Source organism: Maribacter sp. MMG018 (genome assembly GCF_018100785.1).
Taxonomy (GTDB): domain Bacteria; phylum Bacteroidota; class Bacteroidia; order Flavobacteriales; family Flavobacteriaceae; genus Maribacter.
In genome coordinates, this window is record NZ_JAGJEC010000002.1 from 217,967 (window position 1) to 235,572 (window position 17,606).

Below are 17,606 nucleotides of genomic sequence, written 5' to 3' on the forward strand. Positions count from 1 at the left end.
AAATAAAGAAAGAGGTATTGTTTTGTCCGATAAATGAAACCCATGGAACAGCATAGACCAACGGCGTTGGAGACGCCTTTTGTACCGGTAACCACCATTCCCATAGCTATAGAAAAAAAGGTCGATGGCGAGGGCACCGTGTACCTAAGATGCAAAGAGGCATTGGAGCCACACCCAATAAAAATGACCGACCGTTTAAGGTATTGGGCAGAGAAAACACCAAAAACGGTGTTTTTGGCACAAAGGGGAAAAGACGGTACCTGGGAAAAACTGACCTATGCCGAAGCTTGGGAAAAAGTACAACACTTGGCACAATATATATTACAGGGCAATGCCTCTGTAGAGCGGCCCATTGCCATACTTTCCGGTAACAGTATAGAACATGCGCTATTGTCTATGGCGGCCATGCATGTGGGTATACCGTATGCACCTATCAGTCCGGCATATGCATTAAAATCTACCAGTTATGAGAAGCTGTCGCATTGTATAAAAAAGCTGACTCCGGGTCTTGTTTTTGTGCAGGACGGGGCCATTTTTGAAAAAGCGATACAGGCCGTAGCACCCGATATACCCTTGTTAACCGTAAAAAATGCCTTACCGGGCGCTACGAGCTTCGAAGCCATTTTAGATACCCCGGTCTCTAAAGATGTAGAGGCCGCGAACAAGAAAATCGGAAAGGATACCATTGCAAAAATTCTGTTTACCTCGGGGTCTACGGGGCTTCCCAAAGGGGTTATAAACACTCATGGCAATATTACCACCAACTGGCAGCAGATTACCCAAATATTTCCTTTTTTTAAGAACGGTGGCCTGCAGTTAATGGACTGGCTGCCATGGAACCATACCTTTGGCGGCAACCATAATTTTGGATTGATACTTCACAATGGCGGTACGTTGTACATAGATGAAGGCAATCCAACACCGCAAGGGGTTAAGCAGACTATAAAAAACCTAAAGGATTTTGCGCCAACGGTTTACTTCAATGTACCTAAAGGTTTTGAAGAGCTATTACCACATTTACAGGAAGATACGGAACTCAGGGAACTGTTCTTCTCAAGATTGAAAATGCTTTTTTATGGCGGTGCCAGTATGGAGCAGCATGTATGGGACAGGTTAGATGAATTGGCCTTGATGACCATTGGAAAAAAGATACTTATTTCCTCTGGATATGGAATGACCGAGGCAAGTCCGTCGGTGATGTTCAATATACGGTACCAGAGTATGTCCGGGGCCTTGGATGTTCCAGTTCCCGGTTTAGATCTAAAGCTGGTTCCCCACGGCGATAAGTACGAGGCAAGGTTCAAGGGGGGCAATTTAACGCCCGGTTATTGGCGAAACCAAGAAGCCACCAATGCGGCCTTTGATGAAGAGGGATTTTATAAAACCGGGGATGCCCTAAAATTTGTAGATGATGCCGACGCCAATGCAGGATTGCTCTTTAACGGTAGGATTACCGAAAATTTTAAACTGAGCACGGGCACATGGGTAAACGTGGGCATTTTAAGGTCTCATCTCATTACCATGGGCCAAGGGGTTATTAAAGATGCCGTAATCACCGGCCACGGTAAAGATTACCTAGGTGCCATATTGATTCCTGATTTCCATGGCTGTAAAAAATTGGTCAAGAATGGCGAGGAGCTGCCATTGGAGAAACTGATCTGTTGCAAAGAGGTAGAACTATTTTTACAACAATTGCTGGACACTATGGGCAAGAATAGTACCGGAAGCTCTACCAAGATAAAACGCGCGTTATTTGCCGATTTTGAACTATCTACCGATAAGGGCGAGGTGACGGACAAAGGTTCTATAAACCAAGCCTCCATTTTAACCCATAGAAAGGTATATGTAGAGAAAATATATAGTGAAACGCTGTTGCCGGGTGTGTTGGAGGCCCAACACTGATCGGCCGGATCATTAATATATTATTCGTCCATAGGTACAAGGGCGATAGGCAACTAGGGTAGTACAACTATAAAATACCTATTTTTAATAGCGACAACGAATGGCGTTTTATAGGCCTGGTAACAAAAAAATATAACTATTCACATGAACGGTCTTCACCTAAAGACATTTTTGACCTCTAACCTAGATGTAGACGAGGAAGAAATAGACTCGTTGGTAGCCAATTGCAGGGTAATGCAGGTAAATAAAGAGACCTTTCTATTGCAAAAGGGAGAGCATTGCAGGCATACGTTCTTTGTTGAAAAGGGGTTGTTGCGCCAATATTCCATTGATGAGCGTGGCAAGGAGCATATTTTATCCTTTGCACCCGAAAATTGGTTTGTGACCGATCGTGAAAGTGCCTATTTCAACCAACCTTCGGCTTATTATATACAGGCCTTGGAAGATAGTCATGTGGTGCTGATAGACGATGACTTTATACAGCGGCTATCACAGAAAATCCCCAAATTCACCGAATTTAATAATAGATTGCTCCACAATCACATACGGCAACAGCAGCATCGTATAAATCTATTGTTGAGTGCCGTTGCCGAAGACCGTTATTTACAGTTCGTGGCCATGTACCCCGATATACTTTTAAGGGTTCCGCAGGCAATGATAGCGTCATACTTGGGCATTACCCCCGAAAGCTTAAGCAGGGTACGCAAAGAATTGGCCCGTAAAAACAGTAAACGGTAGCTTCTTATCATACATCAATGCACGCCCGAAACCTGTACCGTATTTTTGGGGTATAAAATGATAAGGATATGAAAACTAGAACAGTAGAATTGGTCGCGGCCCCAAGAGAACCTCATTTTGTAGGTGATGGTTTTAGGGTACATAATTTTATTCCGAGCGGGTATCGGATGGATATGCAACGGATGAATCCGTTTATACTATTGGATTATAATGCCACCTATAAATTTCCACCTTCCCCCACACCCAAAGGAGTAGGGGTACACCCTCACAGGGGGTTCGAGACGGTTACCATCGCCTATAAAGGTAGGGTGGCACACCACGACAGTAGTGGAGGAGGCGGTGTGATCGGAGAAGGGGACGTACAGTGGATGACTGCGGCAAGTGGGGTATTGCACAAAGAATACCATGAAGAGGAATGGAGCAAGACCGGAGGAGACTTTCAGATGGTACAGTTATGGGTAAACCTACCCAAAAAGGATAAGATGAGTGCCCCAAAGTACCAAGCGATCAAAAATAGCGATATTGCCCGCCACCAATTGGCGAACAATGCGGGGTATATAGAGGTAATTGCGGGTGCTTTTGAAGATACAAAAGGAGTGGCCGCTACCTTTACCCCGATCCATATGTTCAATGCCAAGTTGAACAAGGGAGGCAAAGCTACTTTTAGCTTTCCGGCCCATTATAACACCGCTTTGCTGGTATTGGAAGGCGGTATTATGATCAATGGTGAAGAAGAGGTCCCCACGGACCATATGGCCCTTATGGCCAACGATGGCGAAACTTTTAAAATAGAGGCAAGCGATACAGCCGTGGTATTGGTGTTGAGCGGTGCCCCCCTAAATGAACCCATAGCGGCCCACGGCCCTTTTGTGATGAATACACGTGAAGAGTTGAAAGAAGCTTTTGAAGATTTTAATAATGGCAAATTTGGCTATTTAGAAGATTAATGATAAAAAAGGGTATGGCAAACAGGCTGTTACCGTAAGGGAAGGGCTGCTAAGTAAAATAGAAATGCGTAGGTTTTTGAGAGATCAAGACCTGCGCTTTTTTTTGTGGGATAGCATTGGGCAATATTTTGGATTTCTTTGAATCGTTCTTTTGTTCGGAACTATGTATGAATATTGAACTTATGTTTTTAAGAACAGTAATAAGAGCGTTGTTGTTTTCAAGTGATTAAGCATGGTATAGTTGAAAAAATAGCCTCTAAAAGGTGGACATAAGAGATAGCTTTTAGGAGGTATTCTGCTATTCTGTAAGAAAATTTTGTAGGAATTTTTATTTTTTTTGTAAGAATTTATATTTTTAAAGCATTGTATATGAATGGGTTATTGTTCATTTGGTCACTGAAGAGAGTAATTTATGACCATCCGACTTACGGAATACGATATAAACACTGAATTTGACTCTAATAAAGTGAATACTTGGAAATTGCCCGGTCGTACAAAGCTGAAACAGCGACTTAAAATTCTGAAAGTAGGCATAACCTAAAAATTTAGAATACTATGAAAAATGTATTTTTTGCTTTAGCCTTTGTGTTAGCGGGAACGTTTGCTTTTGCTTCAAATGGAAATACCTATGAAGACATAAGCTTTGAGAATGAGATTTTATTTGTAGGTGAAACAAATTATGATGCAAATGAATCTATTACTGTAGAATATGATTATAGCAAATGCTACTACCGTTTATGTGTTTATCTGGCTGATGGCAGCAAAGTGTGTTCCGAATGGAGGGAAATTGACTGTAATGTTGTAATTGAAAAAAAGTAAGACTAATTTAATTATAGCCCTTGCCATAAACTGATGGTGAGGGCTTTTTTGAAAGTTATGAAAGCAAAAATTATTTATTCGATTATTGTCACCTTGTTTTTAAACATTCTGGCTGCGCAAAATAAAAGTCAAATTAACGGAAAAATAACTTATGATTATATTCTAAAAACACCTGATGGTGATTTTGAAAGAAATTACAATTTATATTTTAACAGCAAAGAATCTTATTATGAGGAAATTGTGCCTTATGACCTTAAAAGATCTACAATCTCCAAAGATGATGGAACTGAAGTGATATATTCAAGAAACACGAAGATTCCCCAGTTCTATTATTTGAATAAAGATCAAGTAATGTTTTTCAGTGAAGTATTCGCAAACGAACATCTATTTACACAAGATGATGAAATAGATATAAAATGGACATTAATTGAAGAAACAAAAAAAATTGGTGGATTTGAATGTGCCAAAGCGAAAGGCGAATTTCGAGGTAGAACATATATCAGTTGGTACGCAATTGACTTAACAATGCCTTACGGGCCTTGGAAATTATATGGATTGCCGGGTATTGTTCTCGAGGCATATGAAGAGACTGGTATGGCATATTTTTATGCCAAAAAAGTACAAATCCAAACTAATTTTGATACAAACTCGAATTATATTAAAAATAAAACCAAAGATTTAAAATTTGATAAAGCGCTTTCATTAGAGCAATATATTGAAATGCAAAATAAGCTTACTATAGAATATTTTGAAAAACTCAGCAGTAGGCTTCCAAAGGGTTTTGGTCCTTTAAAGATTGATAAGGATTGTAAGGATTGTGGTCAAAAACTTGAAATATTCGATTAAAATAAAACACTTACAAATATGCTTTCATGCAAACAAATCAATTGGATACAACAAAATTATTTTTGTACATATTTTGCTTGTTACTTTCATTAACTATTAGTGCACAAACAAAAATTACTGGTCAAATTACCGATGATGAAGGAAATTTGATTGACATGGCTAGCGTTACCCTTTTGTGTCAAACGAATGATTCAATAGTCGATTTTACCCATTCAAAAAACGGGTTTTACGAATTGGAAACATCAATCATGGGTAGATTAAGATTAAGATTCTATCGTTTGGGGTATACAAAAGAAACAGTTGTGATTAACATTACCAATAACACCGATCAAATAACTAATAATGCGATTTTATATCAAAAGCCTCTTGAATTGGATGAAGTGATTGTCCAAGGTAATAACAAGCCATTTTCGGAAAGAAAAGATACTCTTAGGTTTAAAACAAAATATTATCTTAACGGAACCGAAAATAATATTGCGGATTTACTTCAAAAAATACCGGGTTTGCAAATTGATAATGAAGGTACAATCAAAGTAGGAAATCAGGAAATCGAGAAATTAATGGTGGATGGCGATGACCTATTTGAGAGAGGTTATAAAATACTTTCCAAAAATATGCCTGCCTACCCAATTGAGGAAGTTGAGATTTTAAAAAACTATTCAAACAACCGCCTTTTAAAAGGCGTTGAAGAAAGCGACAAAGTGGCTTTAAACCTAAAATTAATCGAAAAATCAAAACGCATTTGGTTCGGTAATATTGAAACTAGTTTAGGAAACGACAATTTTTATCAAGTTAAAGGAAACTTGATGAACTTTGGCAAAAAGAACAAATACTACTTTTTGACCAATCTCAACAATATAAGCTACGATGCTACTGGCGACATTGAAAATTTAGTAAGACCATTTAGAATTAATGAGCCAGCAAGCATAGGCGACAATCAAAACGTCAATTCTATTTTGAATCTATTACCAAACCAACTTAATTTTAAACGGAGTAGAACCAATTTCAACAAGGCAGAACTGGTCTCGCTCAACGCTATCTTCAACCCAACGGAAAAACTGAAAATAAAAACGCTTGGCTTTTTTAATTGGGACGAGACCGATTTTTATAGAAACAGCATGGAGGTTGTAGATGTCAATGGAACAAGTTTTACCAATAATGAAGATTATGAATTACGTAACAAAAAAAGAATGGCTTTTGGTAAGCTAGATGTTATCTACAACATCTCTAAAACCAAAATGCTAGAAGCCACAACAAAATATAACAATGGCGATTTTAACGATGGCTCTAACTTAGTGTTCAATGGCAATTCTACCATTGAAAATTTACAGCACCAAAACACGCTTTTTGACCAGAAGATAAGCTACACCAATAAATTTAAAGATAAAAAGGTTTTTTTATTGACTGGGCGATTCATTGATGAACAAACACCTCAAAACTATCGTTTAAATCAATTCTTTTACCAAGATTTGTTTCCCGATAGTGAAAATGCAAACAATGTTACGCAATTGAGCGAGAACCAAATGCAGTTTGCGGGCATCAATGCCCACTTACTGGACCGTAAGAAAAATGGGGACTTGTTGGAACTTCAATTAGGAAATGAATATAGAAGGGATGAATTATCCACTACGTTTTCATTATTGGAAGATGAAACTCTTTTAGAACGGCCCAACGGTTACCAAAATGAAACTAATTATCAAGTAAACGACTTATATTTCAAAAGCAAATACCGTTTAAAAATCAAAGACTTAGGGCTTACGGGAAAGTTGGGTTTTCATCAACTCTTCAACCAATTAAAGGACAATCAAATCTCGTCCAATCAAAATCCATTCTTTATCAACCCTAGTATAGGGCTTGACTGGGAAATAAACGAAAAGAACAAAATTATCACTTCCTATTCCTATAACACTACCAATGCAAAAATTCAGGATGTTTACAGCGATTTTGTGTTAACGGGATTTCGCTCGTTTTCAAAAGGTACGGGTGGTTTTAATCAACTTGATGCTTCAAGTTTATTCTTTAATTATCAATTGGGAAATTGGAGCGATAGGTTTTTTGCCAACACATTTATAGTTTACAGCAAAAACCACGATTTCTTCTCTACCAACACCTTGATTGCGCAAAACTACGCCCAAGCAGAAAAAATTCTGATCGAAGACCGTGAATTCGTTAACATCAATTCAAAACTCGATTACTATTTTAAGTTTATATCCTCAAATCTAAAATTGGATGTAGGCTATGCGCAAAGCGAATTTAAGAATATCGTAAATAGTTCTGACTTTCGTATAGTCACATCCAAAAATTACAATTATGGATTGGAAATGCGCTCTGGGTTTAAAGGTATCTTTAACTACCATATAGGCACAAAATGGACAACCACAGAAATAGAAACGACCATAAATAATTCTTTTACCGACAACATTAGCTTTTTGGACTTGTCTTTCGTTTTCAATAAAAAGTTTGATGTTCAAGTACAGTCAGAACGTTACTATTTTGGCAATTTACAAGCCGATAATACTTATTATTTTTTGGACTTTGATGCTAAATATAAACTCATTGAGAACAAACTGACTTTAGGGCTTACAGGTAAAAACCTCTTCAATACCGAAAGGTTCAGAAACTTTTCGGTCAGCGATATTGGAACATCAACGACAGAATATAGATTGTTGCCAAGGTTTGTACTTGTAAAAATGGAATACAGATTTTGATATGGGAATAGAAAAAAATGTATTTTAATAATTTGTATGTCAATAAGTTATGTTTGATTAAAACGAGTATAGATGAAAAGAATAGAATTCAATATACCTATGGTTATATCCTTTTAATACTCATATACGTATTTGTTGTAGGTATGATTATAGCAAAAGACACGGAGGTGAAAGGTGAAATATTGAGCATACTTCATTTTATGGCCAACGATGTATATGCCATTATTCTTGGGGTATTATTTATTTATCCGGTGCCTTTGTTAATTCTTTCGTGCATTAGAAAAAGAAAGGATTTGATCAAGGGACTATCTGTCGCAACATTGATCAGCATTTTACTCACAATCACAATAGCCATTTCTTGATGGGGAGAACTGTGCTATTTTAATATGATAGTACCATAGGCAATGGCCGTTCATGTATAATAAAGAGTATTGGTAGGTTACTTTGGTATTGGCCGGTTCACTTGTGGACAAAAAAAAAGCAGCGACATTTTTGGTATCGCTACTTTTTTTGATTTTTAATGTATTGTTACCCCTTATTGCAAAACGGAAGTAAGCATCCAGATGAGTTTTTCTTGTTTGCCGATCAGGTCGCTCATTAAAGAAGCCGTACCCTCATCGTTATTTTCGCCTGAAATTTCCAGTACGGTACGTTCGTGATCTAATAATACATTTAAGTTTTCTACGATCAATTGAACACCAGTTTTACCGTCAGCTACATCCTTAACGGTCATAATGGTCTTGTTTTCAAGATAATCCTCAAAAGTGTGCAACGGAGTTAACCCTAAAGAGAGAATACGTTCTGCGATTTCATCCACCATTTCACCGGCATCTGTATAAAGCTCTTCATATTTTTCGTGCAACATAAAAAAATTGCTTCCCTTAACGTTCCAGTGCAACCCTCTAAGGTTCATGTAATAGACCTGATAATCGGCCAAAAGAAGATTAAGCTTGTTGGTAATATCTATTTTATATGTTTGATCTAACCCGACTTGTAATGTTGTAGTTTCCATAATGTATGTGTTTAATTTTGTTCTGTAAAATTATTAAATAGCTCCCCACGGGACGGTAACATGTGTTACACAGTCCATTGATTTTATCTATTTTGATATTAGTAAAATCGAAGAGGGTTTTTTTAGCTTTTCTTCTTGGTTGTATAATTTGTTTCAACTAATAATACCCTCCTTAACTTACTTTAAGAAGCAGGGGGGATTTGTGGGCTATACCAACGTCTGGCATACAATGAAGGACAAAAACAGGACATGTAAAGCCTTAAAGACCAAAATAAAAGAGAATTTTTAGCATATAATGTCATATCTTTCGGACCCTCCCCCGAAACTGTTGGTATTCATATATGTTTTTTTGTGCTTGTTTCAAGGGCGGATTGTCTTTAAAAGTATTTAAGGGAATCCTTGGGTAGGCTATGGTCTTGAATGGGTGCGTAAAGCGTGAGGAAGTAAACTATAACCGATATGATAAAATAGTATAAACTACATTTTTGTAGGGTTTTGCCTACTTAAATAGGTATTTAACAACTAAATATATATTAAACAGGTAAGAACATTTAATTTGTGGAAAAGATTACGGATATCCTTAAATTAACAGTGAGTCGATTTTTTAGTATCAAAAAGACAAAATACCTAGAACCATTATTAATGGCCATGGGCCTATTTTTGTTCAATCTTACTTCTTTACCTGCCCAAAAAACGGAGCAAAAAGATTTATCAGTAAAACTTAAAGAATTAAAACAGCGTCCGAATTTTGAAAAGGATACCCTATATATAGACCTGCTTTTTGATATAGGCCGAGAAATTTGTTATTACGACCAAGATAGCTTGTTAAAGCTGTCTAAGGAGACCATTAAGCTCAGCAAAGCCATAGATTATAAGAAGGGGGAGGCAAAAGGCCTTATTAATTTGGGCAGTTATTTTTCCGATACCGGTAAACAAGAGGAAGCCATAACGCATTTTAAAGAAGCACTTTCCATATCTGAAAGTATTGGAGATTATGAGATACTGTTACGGGCCAAAAACTTTTTGGCCATAGAGTATGAATATGACGAACAGTATGCCAAGGCGATCAAGCAGTATTTGGATGGCATTGAAATAGCGAAACAACACCAATTAGATACGTGGCTGTCCACTTTTTATGTAAATACCTCTAACCACTACCACGAACAAAAAGAGTATGAGCAGGCCATTCATTTTTTGACCAAGGCCAAAGAGCTGAACGTAAAGGCAGGTAACGATAAAGTGACAGCGGTTACATTGGCCAATCTGGTTTCCGCTTATATAGAACAGGGCGATTTAAAAAAGGCTTCGGAAAATATAGGGGAGAGTATTCGGTTATTGGAGCAATTGGGATTGCGCGAATGGTTGACATATGCTTATGAGCTTAAAGCGAATATCTACTTAAAAAAAGAGCAGTACGGGTCGGCGCTTTCTTGGTTTAAGAAAAGTGAGAAGATTCATGACAGTATTGCTCAAATAAGGTATAAGATACCTTTGTTCAACGATATGGCCAGAACGTATCTGGGACTTAGGGACTATGAAAAATCAGAGACCTATGCCTTAAAAGCATTGGAGTTTGCCAAAGAATTGGACAATATAGAAGGAAAGGCAAAAAGTATAAAAATACTTTACGACATTAAAAAGGAGACCGAAGACCCCATACAGGCATTGGCGTACCTAGAAGCATATAAGCGCGTAGAGGATACCTTAAACAAAACAAAGAATGAAAAAGAGCTACGGATATTAAAGTCCAAGCTGGAATTTGATCAAGAGAAAGAAAGATATTTGGTAGAAAATGAAAAAAAGGTAACCAAACAAAAAGCATATTTCTATGGGGCCCTTTTTATTATCTTAACGTTCGGTATCATCATTTTTATACTTAGAAGAAACAATAAGGTCCAAGATCAATTAAACCAAAGATTAAAAACACAAAAGAGAGAATTACAAAGAAAAGAGAAGGACCTAAGAGCATCAAATAATACTAAAAGTAGGCTGTTCTCTATTATAGCCCATGATTTAAGAGGACCTATCAATTCTTTTAAGACCTTGTTCGACCTAATAGGGACCGGAGAAATAGACAAAGAAGAATTTATGGGATTCATGCCCAAGATCAGGGACGATATAAATAGTATAGCCTTTACCTTGAACAATCTTCTTTCTTGGGGGCAAACACAAATGAACGGAATGGTTACCAGACCTCAAATGACGAATTTACGGGGGTTGGTAAACGAAAATATAGATTTGCTCTCCGATATTGCGGAACAAAAATCGATTGCATTATATAATGAAGTGGACGAGTCTATACGGGTTTGGTGTGATTCGAACCAAATAGATATAGTCATCAGAAATTTGATGAGCAATGCCATTAAGTTTACATCCAAACACGGATCTGTTACCATAGGATCCAATGAAAAAGAAGATGTTTGGGAAATTTATGTCAAGGATACGGGCATAGGTATGAGCCAAGATGCTATGGCAAAAATATTTGATGCCCAAGAGACTTTCTCCACTTTTGGTACCAACCATGAAAAAGGCACTGGTATTGGTTTGGTGTTATGCAAGGAAATGGTGGAGAAAAACGATGGTGCCATATGGGTAGAAAGTACCTTAAACGAGGGTAGTTGTTTCTATTTCTCTATTCCGAAGGTAGGTCTTGCCTAAGAAGGGAATGCATTTTTCAATATTTAAATTTTTCATAACAAACCAAATAAACGGGGAAAAGGGAAGGCGTACTTTTACATTAACCCTAAATTTGCAGAAATTTTAGTGACTGCGGTCCGTCTTAAACTTTCTTTTGAAAAAAGCCATCCTCTTTATGACAATCAGTACGTTCTCGTTCACCTTAATGAATGCGTTCGTAAAGTATCTAAATCATTTTCCCACCTTTGAGATAGTCTTTTTTAGATCTATTGGCTCTCTGGTGCTGGCATCTAGCTATATTTTTATAAAGGGCATACCTATATTGGGGCATAACAGAAAATTGATGTTGTTGAGGTCTTTAGTAGGCCTAACGGCAATGAGCCTGTTTTTTATGTCCTTAAAATACTTATCGGTGGGTACGGCGGTTTCTTTGCGCTACATAGCGCCCATATTTGCAACTTTGTTCGCCGTAGTTTTATTAAAGGAAAGATTAAGGGCGGTACAGTGGTTATTGTTCATTATTGCCTTTTGCGGTGTGTTGGTAATCAAGGGTTTTGATAGTACCATAAATACCACAGGTTTATTATTGGCTCTTACGGCCTCTGTATTTAGCGGAATGGTATATGTGATCTTGAGAAGGATAGGGAAGGGGGATCACCCCATGGTGGTCGTCAATTACTTTATGTTTACGGGTACGGTAATTGCCGGGCTGTTAAGTATAAGCAGTTTTGAGATGCCCAGGGGCAATGATTGGTTTTTTCTGTTGAGTTTGGGGGTTTTTGGTTTTTTTGGTCAAATATTTATGACAAAGGCCTTTCAAACGGCAAAGACCACGGTGGTGGCACCATTAAAGTATATAGAAGTTATTTTTACGATTTCTTTAGGGGTCTTCTGGTTCGGTGATGTATATACTATTTGGAGCCTATTAGGTATTTCCATGATTATATTGGCACTTAGTGCCAATGTTTTAATCGGAAAAAGGTAAGTTGTTAAGTACCTACTCTTGTTTCGGCAATACTATTGTTAATATTATGGATAGAGTTAAGAACGGCGGTTGTAATTTCTTCTTCTATAGCGTCGTAATACTCAAAAAACAGTATGGTAAGTGCCAGTACCATGGCTATCATTAATAGATCTGATAAAAATTGCGTGTCTACCTTTGGTGTTGAAGTGTTCATTTTCATAACTAATTGGTTTACAATAGGAAGATAATACAATATTTAAAATTTAACAAATAATTAAGAAAACTTCCATGAGAGTCGGTGTAACCATGTTTACTAGGTATGTGGTTTTTGTCTAAGTAGCTCTGAATCAGAAAATAATTTTAAAATTTTAACATAAAAATTGAAAAAAATCTAAAAACCTATGAATTTTTGTTAAGTATTTGTTGGTCGTCTTTTAAGATCTTTGACATGTTAACCCCAAAATCATGTAATCATGAGAAATATCTTAATTTACAAAATGGCTTTAGGGTGCGTCATCTCGCTAACCTGCACTGCCATGACCGCCCAGACAGCATTTGTTTCTTCAAACGAAGCGTATCGTTTGAACGAAACGGAAAAAAGACTTCAAAACTATGAAGAGCTAAAATCCTTAGGTTATACCGAAAAGGAAATCTATGAAGATTTAGGAAACGCACACTTTTTATCGCGTAATTATGAGAGTGCATTGTATTGGTATGATAAATTGACCAATATAAGCGAAGATGGAACTTTAGAGCCGTCGTATCAAAAAAGGTACGAACATGCACTTTCCAAATTAGGTAAATCTGCCTCTGACATAAAAGAGGATGATGAAAACTGGACCGAGTTGGTAAAGGCTGATTATCATATGACAGATGCCTCTTCAAAAAAGATGGCAAGAAGAACATCTTTTAGAGACAATTTTAAACCGTTGCACTTTAACACCGAAACAAGAACGGCATCTTTGGGAAACGTAATGCCCTATAGGGCCAACAGCGATAATTTTCTTAAAGATGATGAATTTAAGTACGAAAGTCCCATTGTGGTTACTCCAGATGGCAATACCGCCTATTTTAGCAAGGTGGTAATGGAGAAGCCTACTACCGGTATTTTTTCGAAAAAGGAAAAGCAACACCGCATCTTTAGGGCAGACAAGGTAAATGGGGAGTGGAAAAGTATAAAAGAGCTTCCCTTATGCCCTAAAGGGTATTCTGCCATGCATCCAGCCATTTCAGAAGATGGCTCCAGACTGTTCTTTGCTTCCAACATGCCAGGTTCTTTTGGAAAATACGATATCTACGTAACAGACATTAAAAAAGGAGGTATGGTAGGTATTGCAAAAAACTTGGGCCAGAAAGTAAATACAGAAAAAAACGATATGTTTCCCAAAGTAGTAGAGGGCAATACCCTGGTTTTTTCATCTGAAGGACATAAAGGTTACGGAGGTATGGATATATATATGGTACAGGTAGAAAAGAGAAAAGTAGGCCTGGCCATGAACTTGGGAAGCCCGATCAATAGCCCTAGCGATGATTTTTCAATTCAGTTGACCAATGATCAAGGAATGGGCTATGTAATGTCCAATAGGGGAAATGGTAAAAAGACCGCCCATAAAGTAGCGTTCTCCTACATTGGAAAAAAAGATTTTAATCACACAAAAGACTACCAGTTAATGGAAGCCTTGAACACAGAAAGCCAATTACAATATTCTTCTTCGGTATTTGAAGATGAGAAATGATAATAGGTAATAACCATGTGAAATGAATTTTTGAAGACAGACCCCTACAAAGGATATCAGTACTGATCCGTCCTACCCAAACAGGTCAAGTTGATATACCCGATCCTTTGCTCGCAAATTTTACTCGAATATTTAAAATATACTCAAATGAATTTACTACATAAAATACCCGCCAAGATAGGTTGCACCGTCTTCCTGGTGATGCTGTTCGGAAGCCTTTCCGTTCTCGGTCAGGAAACTAGTTCTGATTTGAGTTCTAGCAGCACCTATCACAATCAATTGTTCTTTAACAGATTTTTGATAAACCCGACCTTTTCACTGGTACGCGAAAACAAATCGTACTTGAACATTCTTCACAGAAACCAGTATGCCACATTTGACGATAACAGTCAGAATTATTTTCTAGGTTTCAGTAATAAATTAAGCGAAAGAACGGCAGTAGGTATTGGAGTGTATAGCCAATGGTCTGGAGTTATACAAGAGTTTGGATTCAATGCCAATTATGCCACGGCAGTAAAATTGGGCGACAAGAGTAAACTTACCTTCGGTACCAACGTTACCTATTTTAATCAGGGATTGGATAAAAACCGTGTAATTATAACGGAAACCGACCCAGAAGTAGCTGATGCAAGAAAAGAAAGTAAAATTGCGGTACAACCGGGAATTAACCTATCTATCGGAAAATTTGATTTCGGATTGTATGCAGAAGACCTATTAAGGTATAACCAGACCACGAACGAATTTTTAACCAATTTATCCACTAAAAGCGTAAAGGCATCTGTACAATATACCCACACTTTTGATGCAAATAGAGGCTTGTTCGAGAACGCACGCCTAATGCCCTTGGCACAAGTTGGTCAAAATGAGGATGGTAGCATCTATTATTTAGGTTCTTTATTGTTGGATTTGCCAAACTATGGCTGGTTGCAGGGTACTATAGACCAAGAGTATGGTGTTTCTGCCGGTATTGGCTTTAACTTGAGCAAGAAAATGTCTTTGGGTTATTTAATGGAAAAGAACCTTTCTCAAGACGAGGCTAATCTAGGCTGGAACCACGAACTTTCATTAGCATATACCTTTAAAGATGACCAAGATAATTTTGGAAACGGGTATGTAGACAGCTCCAACGATGCCAAAATAGACCGTATCGTTAGAAATTATGAAGAGCAGATAGCCGATTTGATATCGGAAAGGGACAAGGCAAAAAGAAAAGAGAGAAAAGAAGAAAAGAATAAAGAGGTTATCGAGACGGCATCTGTCGTTACAGGAGACCCAAACGACATAGCTTACCAGAACCGCTTGATCCTAGACGAGCTTATATTAAGACAAGACTCTATAGAGAAAGCGCGTAACCGGGCCTTTGAGCAAAAATTTGAGACCATAGTAAGGTTGTTGAGAAACGATATCAAGAACAATATCAATTCAAACTTGCACAACTTTAAATTGGAAGAGAAGACCATGATGGCGGCCAAGAAGATGGAAGAAGAGCACGCAGCCGCCGTGGCAGCTGAAGATTCACAGAAATACAAGAAGCTACCTATCAGGGTTTTGGGCGATTCGGATGTAATAGGTGTAAAATCTGGATATTATGTGATCGCCAACGTGTATAGCAATAAAAAATACCTCAAAGCCTTTATGGACGATTTAAAGAGGAAAGGACTGGAGCCACGACAATTTTACAATAAGGAAAATGGTTTGTACTACGTTTATTTGGCAGATTACGATTATAAACAAGAAGCACAAACGGCATTTGTATCTAACCTAAACGGTAAGTACAACGACGAAAAATGGATTATGCAGGTAGACGAAAATACAGCTACTGCCTCTAATACTTTTGAGGACGATGAGTCATATTAAAGAGCACATTAAATAGGAGAATTTAATTTAAAATTATTAGTAGTACGATACAGGTTAGAGTATTTCTATGTTTGAGTAAATTGTCGACAGAAGGAGGGGTGGTATCCGGGGGGATAACTAATTCCCCTCCTTTTTTATTATAAGCTTTTTAGCTAATACTAGTCGTTGAAATGCATCAAAAAATGCATTTTAACGAAAATTAAAGCTAGTTTATCGGATGTATTTTATAAATAACTATATTTAAATCTCAAACATAAATAAAACCATTGTTTAACCCCAAATCCCCCCAAAAACATGGAACATTTTTACCTACAGCTTACTACCAATAAGCACTCCTTCTTACCGACAAACAGTAGAGACCTGTCCAAAGTCCTAAACTATTTAGACTTTATTCTTAAGCAGGTCATGAACCCTATGAACACGGGAACGCGATATTCCTGAGATTAGTTCATTTTCCCCGAACATTTAACACGCAAGTTATAGTAGGCTAGGCCCTTACCCAAGGCATTGGTATATAATTTTTATGGCATCTCATATGATTTGCCGGCTGTTAATTGTTCTAAACTATTTCCAATTTACTCAATACTAACCCCGATTGTGGTGCTTTTTTAGAGCATGGCATGGGATAATACTACTTATTATGAAAGCTCAAGATTTAAAAGTTATCATACTGGACAAAGATGAGAACCTACACGCATCTTATCAAACCTATCTAGAAAATTTGGAAGGTTTTTCATTGATGGGAATTTATACCTCGGCAGAAAAGGCATTGAAAGATTTTCGTAGAAGTACCCCCGATATTATTATAACCGAGGTCGATTTAAATGGTATTGGAGGTATAGATGCCATTAAATCTTTTCGGAGAAAAGACTGGAACGTAAAAATTATAATGATCAGTGAGAACAACGATTTTGAGATCATTAAAAAAAGTTTTAAAAGAGGGGCCAATGGGTATTTGACCAAACCATTGACAGAAGATAAGATATCGCATGCATTGTTAAGCATAAAGGAAGAGGGGGCTACCTTAAGCAACGATATCGTGAAGCAGGTGATATCTACATTTCACAGAAAATCGTTCAACTTCTTTTCTGAACGAGAAAATCAGATTATCGATTATCTGTGCCATGGGGCCACCTACAAAATGATAGCCGATAAACTGTTTGTGACCACAAGTACGGTCAACTTTCATATTCAGAACATTTACCTAAAACTCAACGTAAACTCCAAATCGGAGGCATTGAGCAAACTTGAACAATTATAACTATACCTACTTATACATTTGGTTAGACCCTTGGAGATAATTTTATTTTCAGGGGTTTTTTGCGAAAACGGTTTCGTTAAGTTTTCGTAAATCACGAAAATAATATAAATATCTAATAATCAGAGTAGTAAAATTACAAATATCATATATAACGATAATCTTAATTATATTATTCGTAA

General features: G+C 37.3%; 14 protein-coding genes. 12 read left to right on the plus strand and 2 right to left on the minus strand.

All coding sequences use genetic code 11. From position 1 onward, the window contains the following. Nucleotides 1–42 precede the first annotated feature (42 nt). From J8L85_RS09170 to J8L85_RS09200, 7 genes are all read left to right on the plus strand, one after another. Nucleotides 43–1,902: a feruloyl-CoA synthase gene (locus J8L85_RS09170; protein ID WP_211016660.1), complete on the plus strand. Its 1,860-nt coding sequence runs from the start codon at nt 43–45 to the stop codon at nt 1,900–1,902. A gap of 144 nt (nt 1,903–2,046) precedes the next feature. Further along, entirely contained in the window at nt 2,047–2,640 is a 594-nt protein-coding gene (locus J8L85_RS09175) for a Crp/Fnr family transcriptional regulator (RefSeq protein ID WP_047244872.1), read from the plus strand. 68 nt (nt 2,641–2,708) lie between these two features. Beyond that, nucleotides 2,709–3,587 carry a pirin family protein gene (locus J8L85_RS09180; RefSeq protein WP_211016662.1) on the plus strand — a complete coding sequence of 293 codons (879 nt, stop codon included), beginning with the start codon at nt 2,709–2,711 and terminating at the stop codon, nt 3,585–3,587. A 555-nt stretch (nt 3,588–4,142) separates the two neighbouring features. After that, on the plus strand, nt 4,143–4,406 hold the full coding sequence (locus tag J8L85_RS09185) for a hypothetical protein (RefSeq protein WP_211016664.1): 264 nt from the start codon (nt 4,143–4,145) through the stop codon (nt 4,404–4,406). A gap of 57 nt (nt 4,407–4,463) precedes the next feature. Beyond that, on the plus strand, nt 4,464–5,252 hold the full coding sequence (locus J8L85_RS09190) for a GLPGLI family protein (RefSeq protein WP_211016665.1): 789 nt from the start codon (nt 4,464–4,466) through the stop codon (nt 5,250–5,252). A 248-nt stretch (nt 5,253–5,500) separates the two neighbouring features. Then, nucleotides 5,501–7,960 (plus strand): TonB-dependent receptor, encoded by a 2,460-nt coding sequence (locus J8L85_RS09195; RefSeq protein ID WP_247656620.1) that lies wholly within the window; start codon nt 5,501–5,503, stop codon nt 7,958–7,960. A 53-nt stretch (nt 7,961–8,013) separates the two neighbouring features. Then, nucleotides 8,014–8,322 (plus strand): hypothetical protein, encoded by a 309-nt coding sequence (locus tag J8L85_RS09200; protein ID WP_157491538.1) that lies wholly within the window; start codon nt 8,014–8,016, stop codon nt 8,320–8,322. Nucleotides 8,323–8,495: 173 nt separating this feature from the next. Here the strand turns inward: J8L85_RS09200 and J8L85_RS09205 are convergent, their stop codons facing one another. Beyond that, a complete protein-coding gene (locus J8L85_RS09205) occupies nt 8,496–8,972 on the minus strand; it encodes a Dps family protein (protein WP_211016666.1) in 477 nt (158 codons plus the stop codon). Between the two features lie 558 nt (nt 8,973–9,530). Here J8L85_RS09205 and J8L85_RS09210 point away from each other — a divergent pair. Beyond that, a complete protein-coding gene (locus J8L85_RS09210) occupies nt 9,531–11,630 on the plus strand; it encodes a HAMP domain-containing sensor histidine kinase (protein ID WP_211016667.1) in 2,100 nt (699 codons plus the stop codon). Between the two features lie 133 nt (nt 11,631–11,763). After that, nucleotides 11,764–12,594 carry a DMT family transporter gene (locus tag J8L85_RS09215; RefSeq protein ID WP_247656621.1) on the plus strand — a complete coding sequence of 277 codons (831 nt, stop codon included), beginning with the start codon at nt 11,764–11,766 and terminating at the stop codon, nt 12,592–12,594. 4 nt (nt 12,595–12,598) lie between these two features. On the opposite strand, the gene J8L85_RS09220 is transcribed toward J8L85_RS09215, so the two are convergent. Beyond that, nucleotides 12,599–12,793 (minus strand): hypothetical protein, encoded by a 195-nt coding sequence (locus J8L85_RS09220; protein ID WP_211016668.1) that lies wholly within the window; start codon nt 12,791–12,793, stop codon nt 12,599–12,601. Between the two features lie 253 nt (nt 12,794–13,046). Between J8L85_RS09220 and J8L85_RS09225 the strand changes: the two genes are divergently transcribed. From J8L85_RS09225 to J8L85_RS09235, 3 genes are all read left to right on the plus strand, one after another. Then, on the plus strand, nt 13,047–14,309 hold the full coding sequence (locus J8L85_RS09225) for a PD40 domain-containing protein (protein ID WP_211016669.1): 1,263 nt from the start codon (nt 13,047–13,049) through the stop codon (nt 14,307–14,309). 147 nt (nt 14,310–14,456) lie between these two features. After that, nucleotides 14,457–16,166 (plus strand): PorP/SprF family type IX secretion system membrane protein, encoded by a 1,710-nt coding sequence (locus tag J8L85_RS09230; RefSeq protein WP_211016670.1) that lies wholly within the window; start codon nt 14,457–14,459, stop codon nt 16,164–16,166. Nucleotides 16,167–16,806: 640 nt separating this feature from the next. After that, nucleotides 16,807–17,427: a response regulator transcription factor gene (locus J8L85_RS09235; RefSeq protein WP_211016671.1), complete on the plus strand. Its 621-nt coding sequence runs from the start codon at nt 16,807–16,809 to the stop codon at nt 17,425–17,427. The last annotated feature ends 179 nt before the right edge of the window (nt 17,428–17,606 follow it).